The organism is Paraburkholderia heleia NBRC 101817, assembly GCF_000739775.1.
GTDB lineage: Bacteria > Pseudomonadota > Gammaproteobacteria > Burkholderiales > Burkholderiaceae > Paraburkholderia > Paraburkholderia heleia.
On record NZ_BBJH01000073.1, the window covers coordinates 1 to 13,364 of the forward strand.

At 63.9% G+C, this 13,364-nt stretch carries 10 protein-coding genes, 3 tRNA genes and 1 pseudogene; 12 read left to right on the forward strand and 2 right to left on the reverse strand.

What is annotated here, in order from left to right; translation table 11 throughout:
* The 3 genes and pseudogenes from BHE01S_RS38615 to BHE01S_RS35300 all read left to right on the forward strand — a co-directional run.
* A pseudogene (locus BHE01S_RS38615) lies at positions 1-265 on the forward strand (hypothetical protein); the annotation flags it as partial.
* 974 nt (positions 266-1,239) lie between these two features.
* Positions 1,240-1,365, forward strand: a complete 126-nt coding sequence (locus tag BHE01S_RS39630; RefSeq protein WP_279635724.1) for a hypothetical protein — start codon at positions 1,240-1,242, stop codon at positions 1,363-1,365.
* A 407-nt stretch (positions 1,366-1,772) separates the two neighbouring features.
* Entirely contained in the window at positions 1,773-2,120 is a 348-nt protein-coding gene (locus BHE01S_RS35300) for a hypothetical protein (protein WP_042273031.1), read from the forward strand.
* Between the two features lie 147 nt (positions 2,121-2,267).
* On the opposite strand, the gene fabI is transcribed toward BHE01S_RS35300, so the two are convergent.
* Positions 2,268-3,056, reverse strand: coding sequence for an enoyl-ACP reductase FabI (gene fabI, locus BHE01S_RS35305; RefSeq protein ID WP_042273033.1), 789 nt, complete (start codon positions 3,054-3,056; stop codon positions 2,268-2,270).
* Between the two features lie 107 nt (positions 3,057-3,163).
* Here fabI and BHE01S_RS35310 point away from each other — a divergent pair, with 107 nt between their 5' ends.
* The 5 genes from BHE01S_RS35310 (at position 3,164) to BHE01S_RS35330 (ending at position 9,767) form a co-directional block, all read left to right on the forward strand.
* On the forward strand, positions 3,164-5,110 hold the full coding sequence (locus BHE01S_RS35310; protein ID WP_084069594.1) for an extracellular solute-binding protein: 1,947 nt from the start codon (positions 3,164-3,166) through the stop codon (positions 5,108-5,110).
* Positions 5,111-5,137: 27 nt separating this feature from the next.
* The gene (locus BHE01S_RS35315) at positions 5,138-6,175 is read left to right on the forward strand and encodes a microcin C ABC transporter permease YejB (RefSeq protein ID WP_028204101.1); all 1,038 of its coding nucleotides are present in this window, start codon (positions 5,138-5,140) and stop codon (positions 6,173-6,175) included.
* 1 nt (position 6,176) lies between these two features.
* Positions 6,177-7,283, forward strand: coding sequence for an ABC transporter permease (locus tag BHE01S_RS39455; RefSeq protein WP_042273037.1), 1,107 nt, complete (start codon positions 6,177-6,179; stop codon positions 7,281-7,283).
* Complete coding sequence (locus BHE01S_RS39460) at positions 7,280-8,908, forward strand: ABC transporter ATP-binding protein (RefSeq protein ID WP_042273038.1); 1,629 nt, start codon at positions 7,280-7,282, stop codon at positions 8,906-8,908. The genes BHE01S_RS39455 and BHE01S_RS39460 overlap by 4 nt, the downstream gene beginning before the upstream one ends.
* 160 nt (positions 8,909-9,068) lie before the next feature.
* Positions 9,069-9,767, forward strand: a complete 699-nt coding sequence (locus BHE01S_RS35330) for a C40 family peptidase (protein WP_042273041.1) — start codon at positions 9,069-9,071, stop codon at positions 9,765-9,767.
* Between the two features lie 79 nt (positions 9,768-9,846).
* Here the strand turns inward: BHE01S_RS35330 and BHE01S_RS35335 are convergent, their stop codons facing one another.
* Positions 9,847-10,935 carry a patatin-like phospholipase family protein gene (locus BHE01S_RS35335; RefSeq protein WP_084069598.1) on the reverse strand — a complete coding sequence of 363 codons (1,089 nt, stop codon included), beginning with the start codon at positions 10,933-10,935 and terminating at the stop codon, positions 9,847-9,849.
* Between the two features lie 352 nt (positions 10,936-11,287).
* Between BHE01S_RS35335 and gltX the strand changes: the two genes are divergently transcribed.
* From gltX to BHE01S_RS35355, 4 genes are all read left to right on the forward strand, one after another.
* A complete protein-coding gene (gltX, locus tag BHE01S_RS35340) occupies positions 11,288-12,709 on the forward strand; it encodes a glutamate--tRNA ligase (protein WP_042273044.1) in 1,422 nt (473 codons plus the stop codon).
* A 234-nt stretch (positions 12,710-12,943) separates the two neighbouring features.
* Positions 12,944-13,019, forward strand: a tRNA-Ala gene (locus BHE01S_RS35345).
* A gap of 55 nt (positions 13,020-13,074) precedes the next feature.
* Positions 13,075-13,150, forward strand: a tRNA-Glu gene (locus tag BHE01S_RS35350).
* 75 nt (positions 13,151-13,225) lie between these two features.
* Positions 13,226-13,302, forward strand: a tRNA-Asp gene (locus tag BHE01S_RS35355).
* The last annotated feature ends 62 nt before the right edge of the window (positions 13,303-13,364 follow it).

Genomic DNA, 13,364 nt, shown 5'->3' on the forward strand with positions numbered 1-13,364 from the left:
CCCCATCGTGCGCCCCGCAAGCAACCGCGACTGGCCGCCGCCCGAGCCGCGCAAGCGGACCCCGTATGAAGACCTGATCCTCAACGCCTGGGATAACCGAAGCGCCTTGCCGGCCTCCGTTGACGGGCTGCTGGCCGAACACGTCCATGATTCGGTTGCGCACTTCACTTCGTGGCCCTGTGCGCTCTATGAACCGCGTGGCCTCTATTGCGACGGCGAGAAGTACTACGCTTACGCCGGAGATCGCAGCATCGAGACGGCGTGACGAGCGCCCGCTCGGCAAGGTCGCGGGCGTAGCCGTTTTCGCTGGCCCAATCGGGAAACGAGCTTCGATAGCCGTGCGCCGTCGCGACGTGCCCCGGCGTATCGCTTTAGTCAGCGGGCGAAATCGCGTCAAGCGGCTTGCCTCCGAGCTAGGGTCTTTGCCCGCATCAATCAGCTTGCGCATGGCGAGCTGGGCGCCTTCTTACGCTCCGGGACTTCGGGATAGACGCCCAAACCCGCGTCGCGGCGCTTGCCCGTTACCGGTTGCGGAATAAATTTTGGCGGTCTCCGTCTCCGCCAGAAATGGCGGTGGAAACCCCGCAAGTCTCGGCTTGCGGGGTTTTTGTTTTTGGGGCTCCCGTTATTCACAAAGCCGGTTTCGAACGATACGGTGATTATCGCTTCAAGTCATCCTGTGCCCATCCATTCGCTTAGGACTGCGATGACTGCGATGAACGTGCGTATGTCAGGGAAATCTGTAGGCATCTCCGAAATGCGCAATATTTAATCGACCGCAGTCAACATTTTCGCGTCTACGATGTCAATACGAGTGTTGTTGTGTACCGCCTTCAAGCGGTCCCGAGAACTTCTCGAGCGGAGAGTGCGATGAAAACAAGGCAAGTCTGTCAGGCATCGATACGAAGCACGCTAACAACCCTCTGCGCGTCGGCAACGTTGTGCGCGTGCGCAACGGCATGGGCCGACGGCGGAACGATACGTTTCGTGGGAGCGCTCCTCGCGCCGACCTTCGACATCGCCATGAGGCACAGCGCAACCGGCGCGTCGGCGACGATGGAAAGGCGGCAAGACTACGACGGCCTCCGCGGTTTCACGAGCATCGCCTTTAGCAGTGAAGCGCGCGTTGCACCACGCGCCAACTTGTCGGTCCTGCCTGCAAACAGCAGGGTGGCGCAGGGGAGTTCGGTGTGGCACCAGCGCATTCGGGTGCGATTCATCAACGGAGCCGGGCGACGCGTGTCTCCGGACGCCGCGGGACGCTATTTCATCGGCGCTTCGGGCGGCATACTCACGCTTGCGCCGAGGTACGCTGCGCAGACGGCGGACGCGTCGCACGCGACCGTGCTGATGGACTATCGCTGAGCCTGTCGGTCAAAGCGGAAAACAGGAAAGTAATAGGTAATGCGAATGAAGTGAAGCGGGGCGCGCGAGCGTGACAGTCGCGCGGGGGCATCGCTGCGTGCTGCGCGTGCGTGAGATCGGGACCCTGTTGTAATCCGCACGCTTTGGCGCCAGCGATGCTATCCTCCGCTGCGCCGTGGTTCGCCGCGTTCAGGCTAGCGGCAAAAACGGGCCGCGAGACACCACGCGCCTGATCTGCGCATACGCGGTCCGTTGCGCGCCACAAGCCTTCGCGCGGGTGTAACGAGACGTAACGCCATCGAGTGCGGGCCAGGTTTGTGCATCAGTTATTACAAGTTTGAAATACGCGGGCGAAAGCTGTGCGTTATATTGGCCTGAACAAAACATCAAACCCGAAAGGTGAGTCCATGAAGTTCCCACGTGTTGTTGCAATGCTGCTCGGGGGCGTGGCTACCGGCGCATCGAGCGCTGCTATGGCTGGCGTGAGCGTTGGTGTCAACATCGGTATTCCGGCCCCGGTTTATGTCGCTCCGCAACCGGTCTACGCGCCGCCCCCGCCGCCTGTCGTCTATCAGCCGGCTCCGGTTTATGCGGCGCCGCCGGCCATCGTCATCGGCTGGCATGGCGATCGTTACTGGGATGGCCGCCGCTACTGGGCGCGCGACGACTGGTATCGACACCACGGCGGCTATGGCGGTCCGGGCCGCGGCCACTACGATCGCGACCACGGCGGGCCTCCGGGACATTGGCGCTAAACCGCGAGGCTCGTTGCCGGCGTGATGTGCGTGACACGGCGCGCATGGCAGATCCAGGCGCCGCCGCAAAAAGAAAGCCGCCCATCGGGCGGCTTTTTATTCTTGCCGTTGCTCGTGCAACGACGCGCACGCAACGCAAAGAGAGGCTTATTCGAGGCCGGCCATGCCGCCAACCACGGCGTTGAAGCCCGAATCGACGTGCATGATCTCGGCGGTCACGCCGGCTGCCAGATCGGAGAGCAGGAACGCGGCGGAGTTGCCGACCTGCTCGATGGTCACGTTACGCTGCAGCGGGGCGTTCTGTTCGACGAAATCGAGAATCTTGCCAAAGCCCTTGATACCGCTCGCCGCGAGCGTCTTGATCGGGCCGGCGGAGATGCCGTTCACGCGCACGCCTTGCGCACCGAGCGCCACCGCGAGATAACGCACGCTCGCTTCGAGTGCGGCTTTCGCGACGCCCATGGTGTTGTAGTTCGGGATCGCGCGCTCTGCGCCGAGATAGGTCAGCGTCAGCAGCGAGGCGTTCTGGGCGAGCATCGGCTTGGCAGCCTTGGCGAGCGCCGGGAAGCTGTATGCCGAAATATCGTGCGCGATGCGGAAGTTTTCGCGGGTCATGCCATCGAGGAAGTCGCCCGCGATCGCTTCGCGCGGCGCGAAGCCGATCGAGTGGACGAGGCCGTCGAGCGTGTCCCAGTGCTGCTTGAGGTCCGTGAAGAGCGCTTCGATTTGCGCGTCGTCGGCCACGTCGCAGGGGAACACGAGTTCGCTGCCGAATTCCTGTGCAAACTCGGTGATACGGTCCTTGAAGCGGTCGCCGACGTACGTAAACGCCAGTTCCGCGCCTTCGCGCTTGCATGCCTGCGCGATGCCGTACGCGATCGAACGGTTCGACAGAAGGCCGGTCAACAGAATGCGTTTGCCAGCGAGGAAGCCCATGAATTCTCCTAAATCAGGTCAATGCGCCAGCGCCTGTGGGGCGGCGCCGCGTGGTTTGGGTAGAATTCTCTCACAACTGACAAGGCAGCCCGGACAAATACCGATCTATGACGACAGGAACGCGAGGCAGGACGGCGCTCGGCGCGCTCGGGGCAACCGTTCCTGCGGCACGGCTCGCACTTGCCAGAAGGCTGGCGGCGATGTGTCTGACACTCGCATTCGGGCTGTTGGCCATGCCGTCCGCCCACGCGGTTTTCGCCATCGCGCAGTACGGCGAGCCCAAATATCCGCAGGGTTTCGCGCACTTCGACTACGTGAATCCGGATGCGCCCAAGGGCGGCACGCTCGTCCTCGCCAATCCCGACCGCCTCACGAGCTTTGACAAGTTCAACCCGTTCACGCTGCGGGGCAACGCGGCCCCGGGGCTCGGCATGCTGTTCGAAAGCCTCACGACGGGGAGCCTCGACGAAGTGGCCTCGGCGTACGGTTTGCTCGCCGACGACATCCGCATCGCGCCCGACGCGCTTTCGGTGACATTCCACATCAACCCGAAGGCGCGTTTCTCGAACGGCGACCCGGTGACGGCCGACGACGTGAAGTTTTCGCTCGACACCCTGAAGAGCCGCCAGGCTGCGCCCTCCATGCAGGCGTATTTCAGCGAGATCACGCGCGCGGTGGTGGTCGATCCCGCGACGATCCGCTTCGAGTTCCGCAGCAACAACCGCGAACTGCCGCTCATCGCGGGTGGCATGCCGGTGTTCTCGCACAAGTGGGGCGTGCGCCCGGACGGCAGCCGCGTCGCTTTCGATCAGCTCGCGTTCGAGCAGCCGATCGGCAGCGGCCCGTATGTGATCGACCGCTACTCGAACGGCCGCACGATCACCTACAAACTCGATCCCCACTACTGGGGCCGGGACCTGCCGGTGCGCGTGGGCACCAACAACTTCGAGCGCATTACCTACAAGCTCTATTCGGATGACGTGGCGCGCCTCGAAGCCTTCAAGGCGGGCGAGTACGACGCGCTCGTCGAATATGTCGCGCGCAACTGGGTGCGGCGCGATGTCGGCAAGCGCTTCGACAGCGGCGAGCTCATCAAGCGCGAGTTCCCGCAGCACAACGGCACCGGCATGCAGGGCTTCGTCATGAATCTGCGCAAGCCCGTCTTCCAGGACGTGCGCGTGCGCCGCGCCCTCGACCTCGCGCTCGACTTCCAGTGGCTCAACCGCATGCTGTTCTATAGCCAGTATCGCCGCATCGACAGCTGGTTCGCGAACACGCAGCTGCAGGCAAAGGGGCTGCCATCGCCTGGCGAGCTTGCCTTGCTCGAGCCGTGGCGCAAGTCGCTCGATCCGGCCGTGTTTGGGCCGCCGCCCTTGCAGCCCGATACGACCCCGCCGGGATCGCTGCGCGCAAATCTGCTCAAGGCGCGCGCGCTGCTCGCCGACGCCGGCTGGACTTATCGCGACGGCGCGCTGCGCAACGCGAAGGGCGAGCCGTTCACGTTCGAGGTGCTCGACGACACGAGTGCTTCGGCGCAGTGGGCGCCGATCATGGCGCAGTACACGCAGGCCCTCAGGCGGCTCGGCATCCAGGTGAACTATCGCTCGGTCGATTTCGCGCTTTACCAGAAGCGGCTTGACGCCTTCGACTACGACATGACGACCATCAAGTTCCCCGACGTCCAGGTGCCGGGCGCGGAACAGGTCGACCGCTTCGGCAGCAAGGCCGCCGACGAGCCTGGCTCGGGCAATCTGCTCGGCCTGAAGTCGCCGGCCGTCGATGCGATTCTCAAGGCGCTCACGCAGGCACAGACGCTCCAGCAACTGCTCGACGCCACCCATGCGCTCGACCGGGTGCTGATGCACGGCTACTATGTGGTGCCGCAGTGGTACAGCGCGACGCACCGCGTGGCGTTCAAGAACACGCTGGCTTATCCGGCGAAGCTGCCGCTGTACTATGGTGCGAACGACTGGATCATCTCGACGTGGTGGCTGAAGCCACAACCCCGGCCGCAACCCCGGCCGCAGCCCGGACCGCAGGCAGCGGGTCATTAACAACGGACACGACGGAAGCAACGAATCATGTGGAGCTACATCGTCAAACGCCTGCTGCTGATGATCCCGACGCTGCTCGGCGTGCTCACGCTGACTTTCGGCGTGATTCAGTTCGTGCCGGGCGGCCCCGTCGAACAGGCGGTGCGCGAATTGCGACGGGGCGCGGAGCAGGGGATGCCATTCGGCATGCGCGCACATTCGGGCGTGGATGCGCAGCAGATCGCACAGCTCAAGCAGCTGTACGGCTTCGACAAGCCGCCGCTGCAACGCTATTTCCTGATGCTCGGGCGCTTTGCGCGCTTCGATCTCGGACAGAGTTATTTCCACCACCAGAGCGTGTGGTCGCTGATCATTTCCAAGCTGCCGGTTTCGATCAGCATTGGCCTGTGGACGTTCTTTCTCACTTATCTGATATCGGTGCCGTTGGGCATCGCCAAGGCGGTGCGCAACGGCTCGCGGTTCGACCTCGTGACGAGCCTCGTCGTGCTCGTCGGTTACGCGATCCCGGGCTTCGTGCTGGGCGTGCTGCTGCTCGTGCTGTTCGGCGGCGGCTCGTTCCTGCAGCTCTTCCCGCTGCGCAATCTCACGTCTGACAACTGGGACACGCTCTCGCTCGGCGGCAAGATTCTCGACTATCTCTGGCACATCACGCTGCCCGTGACGGCGTCGGTCGTGGGCAGTTTCGCCGTGACGACCATGCTGACCAAGAACGCCTTTCTCGAAGAGATCCGCCGCCAATACGTGCTGACTGCGCGCGCGAAAGGGCTCTCGGAGCGCACCGTGCTCTGGAAGCACGTTTTTCGCAACGCGCTGCTGCCGCTCGTGGTGGGGTTCCCCGCGGCGTTCATCGGCGCGTTCTTCACCGGCAGCCTGCTGATCGAAACACTTTTTTCGCTCGACGGGCTGGGCCTGCTTTCGTACGAATCCGTCGTGCGGCGCGACTATCCGGTCGTGCTCGGCACGCTGTACCTCTTCACGTTGATCGGACTGCTAACCAAGCTGATTTCCGATCTGTGCTACGTGTGGGTCGATCCCCGCATCCAATTCGAACAACTGGAGCGCTGAGTTGAACCGAGTCCGCGCCGGCGCCGAGCCCGAACTGCGTACCGAAAGCGTGCGCGCCTTCAAGTCGCCCACGCCTGCCCGCCGCGTATGGCTGCGCTTCAGGCAGCAGCGTCTTGGCTACTGGAGCCTGATCGTGTTTCTCGTCGCGTTCGCCGCGAGTCTCGCGGGGCCGCTCTGGTGCAACGACAAGCCGCTCGTCGTGCGCTACGACGGGCACCTGTACTTCCCGTTGTTCAAGGACTATCCGGAAACCGCGTTCGGCGGCGATTTCCCGACGCCCGCCGACTACCTCGATCCGTATATCCGCCACCGCTTCGACGCGCCGGGCAACTTCGCGATCTATCCGCCGAACCCGTACTACTACGACACGCTCAACTACTTCGCGAAAGTCCCGAACCCCGCGCCGCCGTCGCGCCAGAACTGGCTCGGCACCGACGAAAGCGGCCGCGACCTGTTCGCGCGCTTGCTCTACGGTTTTCGCGTATCGGTGGAGTTCGCGCTCGTGCTGACCGCGATCGGCACGCTACTCGGCGGGCTGGCGGGCGCGGTGCAGGGGTACTTCGGAGGCAAGGTCGATATCGTCGGGCAGCGTCTCATCGAGATCTGGAGCTCGCTGCCGGAGCTTTACCTGCTGATTATTTTCGCGGCGATCTTCGAGCCGGGCTTCGTGTTGCTGATCGTGCTGCTTTCGCTGTTCGGCTGGATCGGACTGTCCGACTATGTGCGCGCCGAATTCCTGCGCAACCGCAATCAGGACTACGTGCTCGCCGCGCGCGCAATGGGCCTTTCGAACTGGCAGATCATCTGGCATCACGTGCTGCCCAACAGCCTCACGCCCGTCATCACGTTCCTGCCGTTTCGCATGAGCGGCGCGATACTCGCACTGACGAGTCTCGACTTCCTGGGCCTTGGCGTGCCTGCGCCCACGCCAAGCCTCGGCGAGCTGCTCGCGCAGGGCAAGCGCAATCTCGACGCATGGTGGATCGCGTTCTCGACTTTCGGCGTGCTGGTGGCGACGCTGCTGCTGCTCACCTTCATCGGCGACGCGCTGCGCAACGCGCTCGACACACGCATTGCCGACGCCATGAAGGCCGGAGGCAACCAGTGAGCGCCGTGCCTCAGGACATCGCCACGCCGCTCCTCTCGATCGAGCATTTGAGCGTGCGTTTTGACGGGACGCTCGCCGTCGACGACGTGACGCTCGCGATCGGGCGCGGCGAGCGCGTGGCGCTCGTCGGCGAGTCGGGTTCGGGCAAGACCGTCACCGCGCTCGCGGTTCTGCGCCTCTTGCAGGACGCGCAGATCAGCGGAACGATCCGCTTCGACGGCGACGATCTGCTCGCCAAAAGCGAGCGCGCGATGCGTGGCCTGCGCGGCAGCGACGTCGCGATGATCTTCCAGGAGCCGATGACGGCGCTCAATCCGCTCTACACGATCGGCGAGCAGATCGCGGAGACCGTCGTGCTGCATGACGGCGTGTCGAAGAAAGCGGCCTATGAGCAGGCGGTGGGGTTGCTCGAGCGCACCGGCATTGCCGAAGCGCGGCGGCGCGTGTCGAGTTATCCGCATCAGCTCTCGGGCGGCCAGCGCCAGCGCGTGATGATCGCGATGGCGCTCGCGTGCCGTCCGCGCCTGCTGCTCGCCGACGAACCTACCACGGCGCTCGACGTGACGATTCGCGGCCAGATCGTCGATCTGCTGCTCGAACTGCAGCGCGAGGAGGCGGCGCGCCATCCTGGTGGAGGCATGTCGGTGCTGCTCATCACGCACGATTTGAACCTCGTGCGCCGCTTCGCGCAGCGCGTGGCCGTGATGGAGAAGGGCAGGCTCGTCGAGTCAGGCAGCGTCGAGCAGATCTTCGAGGCGCCGCAACACCCGTATACACAGCGGCTCATCGCCAGCCGGCCGGAGCGTCACGTGTTGCCCGTGCTGCCGATCGCGCCGGTTCTCCTGCAGGCGAAGGACGTGATCGTCGACTTCGCAACGACGCTGCCCGGTTTTCGCGGCTGGTGGCAGAAGGGGCGCTATCGCGCCGTGAACGACGCGAACGTCGCGGTGCGGCAGGGCGAAACGCTCGGCATCGTCGGCGAGTCCGGATCGGGCAAGACGACGCTGGCGATGGCGATGCTGGGATTGCAGCGAACCGCAGGCGGTGTCGTCGAGTTCCAGGGGCGGCCGATCGCGAGCTATCAAGGGCGCGAGAGGCTGTCGTTGCGCTCGCACCTGCAGGTTGTCTTTCAGGACCCGTTCAGTTCGCTTTCTCCGCGCCAGACCATCGAGCGCATCGTGGGGGAGGGGCTCGCGCTGCATCGTCCCGATCTTTCCCCCGAGGAGCGGCGCAAGCGCGTTGTCGGCGTGCTGCGCGAAGTGGGTCTCGATCGCACCGCCCTGCAACGCTATCCGCACGAGTTTTCGGGCGGCCAGCGCCAGCGTATTGCCATTGCGCGCACGCTGGTCCTTGAGCCGCGCGTGATCGTGCTCGACGAACCGACCAGTGCGCTCGACGTGTCGATCCAGCAACAGGTGTTGAGATTGTTGACGGATCTGCAACGCAAGTACAACCTGGGCTACGTCTTCATCAGCCACGACCTGGCAGTGATCGGCGCGATGGCGCACCGGGTCGTGGTGATGCAGAACGGCGCGATCGTCGAGTCGGGAGAGGTCTCGAATATCTTCGATAGACCGGCCCATCCTTACACCCGAAAATTGTTGAAAGCCGCGTTCGATCGCTAGGCTTTGGCGGAACTTTAGGGCGGATTTCGGTGAAATTCACCAATGAGGTGAATGTCGCGATTGAATTTTTCTATTTGTTTTGACACACAAATACTTACTGGCTAGTATCGTCCAAACTTTTCTACTAACTCCCTGATTTACGGGCAATTTCTACCGACCCATGCAGCACCGATACCTGACCCAGGCTTGTACGCGCGCCGTCGCCGGGATGTTCATCGGCGTACTGATGGCCGCAGCTCCCGGCGCGTTCGCCGACGAAGTAAGCAGCTTTAACCAGAATGCCTCTTTTTCGCCCGGCAACGCGGCGAATCCACAGTCCATCCCCGCAGTTCAGAGTGCACTCCAGAATGGCAACCAGGCGACCCCGGCCCCGGCCGAAGGCGGCGCCAAGGCATTCCTTTCCGGCATGGCCGGCAAAGCCGGCGACGTGGTTGTCGGCGCACTCAACATGATTGGCGTGCGTTACCGCTGGGGCGGCAACTCGCCCGACTCCGGCCTCGATTGCAGCGGCTTCGTGCGCTACGTGTTCCAGGACACGCTCGGCATGTCGCTGCCGCGCCGCGCCGAGGAAATGAGCCGCGTGGGCGAGAAGGTCAGCATGAGCAACCTGAAGCCGGGCGACCTCGTGTTCTTCAACACGATGCGCCGCACGTTCTCGCACGTCGGTATCTATATTGGCGACAACAAGTTCGTGCATTCGCCGTCCACCGGCAGCACGATCCGCGTTGACGACCTCGACGACGGCTATTGGGAGAAGCGCTTCACGGGCGCGCGCCGCGTCGAAACGTCGTTCACGCCGGACCAGCAGCAAAGCCTCAAGCGCGTGAGCGCACAGTTCGACGGCAACGGCGGCAACTGATCGAGGTTCTGTCGTGAACAAAAAACCTGCTTCTTGCGAAGCAGGTTTTTTGCGTTTGTGCGCCCGCTAAAAGGGGTGCTCAGGCCGTCAGGCGCGCCGAGGCGAGCTTGCGCTCGAGTTCCGGCATGATGCGCGCCGCCGCTTCCTCGCCCGCGAGAATCGCCGCGTTGCGCTGCGTGAAGTCGCTGCTCGACATCGCGTTGAGGTTCGGGCGGATCACTACGTCAGCGTACTTGTCGAGTTCATAGGTCTTGATCGTCTGGCCCATGATCGTGAAGGTCTGCATCAGCACGTCGAACTGGCTCAGCGTCGAGGCCGTTTCGGGGCGCGCCGAGATGTCCACGGCGATCACGAAGTCCGCGCCCATCTTGCGTGCGAACGAGGCCGGCACCGGGCTCACGAGGCCGCCGTCCACGTATTCATGGCCCGCAATCTTCACGGGCTCGAAAATCGACGGAATGCTGCACGATGCGCGAACGGCGGTGCCCGTGTTGCCGCGCTGGAACAGGATGGGTTGGCCGGTGCGCAGGTCGGTCGCGACGACGCCGAGCGGCTTCGCCAGTTTCTCGATGGGCCGGTCGTGCAGCGTGGTGTTCAGATAGTTCTGGAGCGCCACGCCTTGCAGGAGGCCGCGCGTGCGAAAGGGCATCGCCCAGTCGCTGATCGAGGCTTCGTCCATCGTCAAGGCGAGCTTGTTGAGCGCGAAACCGTTCATGCCCGAGGCGTAAAGCGCCGCGACGACCGAGCCGGCGCTCGTGCCGACCACGAAGTCGACTTGCACGTTGCGCGCCTCGAGCCCCTTGATCACGCCGATGTGCGCGAAGCCGCGCGCCGCGCCGCCGCCGAGCGCGAGGCCCACGCGAACGGGGCGGGTCGGCCGCGCGCCGGGCGGCGGGGGCGCGGTGGTGACGGGCGGCGGGACGCTCGCGGTTTGCGTGCCCGCGGTCGTGCAGGCGGCAAGGACGGTGGAGGCGGCCGCAAGCGCAAAGTGCCGGCGGCTCAACGAGGGCGATGACTGCTTCAAGAAGGTTCTCCATGCGGTCCGCGGGCGTGTCCGGCAAGGAACGGACGCGGGACCCCGGTGTCTCTCGCGCGGGCGGCCGAATAACGGTGTTTGTGCGGGTGCTTGCGCGCGCGACGCCGCAGCGTGGTGGCGGCGCGCCGACATCATAAGGCAAAGCGCGGCCGGTTTAGCCGGTGTGCATGTAACGCGATGTGTCCGCGATGTGACGGCAGATGACAACGCACTCGACGGCTCGCGCTCGCGCGGACGTTTGCACGAGAGACGCGGGGCGCCAGCGCGCCCCCCGGGCCTCGCCCCCAGGCCGAAGCGGAGCATGGCGGGTATAATCGCGTCTCTCATTTTCCGGATTCCCGTTCGTGTGCGCGAGGCTGTGCTCCCGGCGCTTGCGCGTTAGCCGCGCGGGCCGAACGCGCCGCGAACCCCGGCCATCCGCCGCCGTCGCCGCTTTTATCGCCGGCGCCGCACGCCGGATGGCATCGCCTTCGAGTAATCGCCCATGACTACCTCTGTCGTCCGTACCCGCTTCGCGCCGAGCCCGACCGGCTTCATCCATCTCGGCAACATTCGTTCCGCACTTTATCCGTGGGCGTTCGCGCGCCACAACAAGGGCGTCTTCGTGCTGCGGATCGAAGACACCGACCTGGAGCGTTCGACGTCGGAATCGGTCGATGCGATCCTCGAAGGCATGGCATGGCTCGGCCTGGATTTCGACGAAGGTCCGTTCTACCAGATGCAGCGCATGGACCGGTATCGCGAAGTGCTCGGGCAGATGCAGGAACAGGGCCTCGTGTACCCGTGCTACATGTCGACCGAAGAGCTCGACGCGCTGCGCGAGCGCCAGCGCGCCGCCGGCGAGAAGCCGCGTTACGACGGCACGTGGCGCCCGGAGCCGGGCAAGGTGCTGCCCACGCCGCCGGCGGGCGTGCAGCCGGTGCTGCGCTTTCGCAACCCGCTCACGGGCGTGGTGGCATGGGACGACGCCGTCAAGGGCCGCGTGGAGATCTCGAACGAGGAGCTCGACGACCTCGTGATCGCGCGCCCGGACGGCACGCCGACGTACAACTTCTGCGTGGTCGTGGACGACCTCGACATGAAGATCACGCACGTGATTCGCGGCGACGACCACGTGAACAACACGCCGCGCCAGATCAACATCCTGCGCGCGCTCGGCGGCGAGCCGCCGGTCTACGCGCACCTGCCTACCGTGCTCAATGAGCAGGGCGAAAAGATGAGCAAGCGTCACGGCGCGATGAGCGTAATGGGCTATCGCGACGCAGGCTATTTGCCGGAAGCGGTGCTCAACTATCTCGCGCGTCTGGGCTGGTCGCACGGCGACGCCGAAGTGTTCACGTGCGAGCAGTTCGTGGAGTGGTTCGATCTCGAGCATCTCGGCAAGTCGCCTGCGCAGTACGACCACAACAAGCTCAACTGGCTCAACAACCACTATCTGAAGGAAGTGGACAATGCGCGCCTCGCCGAGCTCTCGAAGCCGTTCTTCGCCGCGCTCGGCGTGGACGAGGCGGCGCTCGCCGGGGGCCCGCCGCTCGAAGGCGTGGTCGCGCTCTTCAAGGACCGTGCGAACACGATCAAGGAGATCGCCGAGAGCGCAATGATGTTCTACCGCGAGCCGCAGCCGGAAGCCGAGGCACTCGCGCAGCACATCACGGATGCGGTGCGCCCCGCGCTCGCGGATCTCGCCGCGGCGCTCAAGGGCGCCGAGTGGACGAAGGAGGGGGTCTCGGCCGCGCTCAAGGCCACGCTCGCCACGCACAAGCTCAAGATGCCCCAGCTGGCGATGCCGGCCCGCTTGCTCGTGGCGGGTACGACACATACGCCGTCGGTCGATGCGGTGCTCGTGCTGTTCGGCCGCGACGCGGTGGTGAGCCGCATCGAGAAGGGTATTTCGGCTGCAAGGTAAAATTTTTGAAGAATTATTCGCCCGGACCCTAGCGCCCGGGCGGCAGTTCTTGTAGTATTCGGGCTCCGTTGAATACGGAGCGCGAGATAGCGGCAAATAAGCAGCAAATCTCACGCAAAGAGCCGCAGAATCGGGCAACGAAGTTTCAAGGAAACCTCGAAGCGCTTCAAAAACGATTCAAAAGCTCTTGACGAAAGCGAAATTGCTGTTTAAAATCTCGCTTCTGTTCTGCAAGGGGGTATAGCTCAGCTGGGAGAGCGCTTGCATGGCATGCAAGAGGTCAGCGGTTCGATCCCGCTTACCTCCACCAACAGAGCACGTAGTAGGCGGTAGAGTGTGGTAAAGACATTATCTGAAAAGATCATGTCCCCTTCGTCTAGAGGCCTAGGACATCACCCTTTCACGGTGAGTACAGGGGTTCGAATCCCCTAGGGGACGCCAGACATGAGCGTCGTCAATGAGATTGGCGTCGCATCAGGTGGAAATCAACCGACATCCATCTGACTGTGTCGAACTGGAGCGGTAGTTCAGTCGGTTAGAATACCGGCCTGTCACGCCGGGGGTCGCGGGTTCGAGTCCCGTCCGCTCCGCCAGATCGAGCCCGTTCAGAAACTATGAGCGGGCTTTTTAGTTAAAGTGACGATTACAGGCGCAA

Bases quoted from the DNA above. Each gene is read 5' to 3' on its own strand.
- BHE01S_RS35300 (WP_042273031.1), top strand. From the start codon at position 1,773: ATGAAGTTCCCACGTGTTGTTGCAATGCTGCTCGGGGGCGTGGCTACC.
- fabI (WP_042273033.1), bottom strand. From the start codon at position 3,056: ATGGGCTTCCTCGCTGGCAAACGCATTCTGTTGACCGGCCTTCTGTCG.
- BHE01S_RS35310 (WP_084069594.1), top strand. From the start codon at position 3,164: ATGACGACAGGAACGCGAGGCAGGACGGCGCTCGGCGCGCTCGGGGCA.
- BHE01S_RS35315 (WP_028204101.1), top strand. From the start codon at position 5,138: ATGTGGAGCTACATCGTCAAACGCCTGCTGCTGATGATCCCGACGCTG.
- BHE01S_RS35330 (WP_042273041.1), top strand. From the start codon at position 9,069: ATGCAGCACCGATACCTGACCCAGGCTTGTACGCGCGCCGTCGCCGGG.
- BHE01S_RS35335 (WP_084069598.1), bottom strand. From the start codon at position 10,935: ATGTCGGCGCGCCGCCACCACGCTGCGGCGTCGCGCGCGCAAGCACCC.
- gltX (WP_042273044.1), top strand. From the start codon at position 11,288: ATGACTACCTCTGTCGTCCGTACCCGCTTCGCGCCGAGCCCGACCGGC.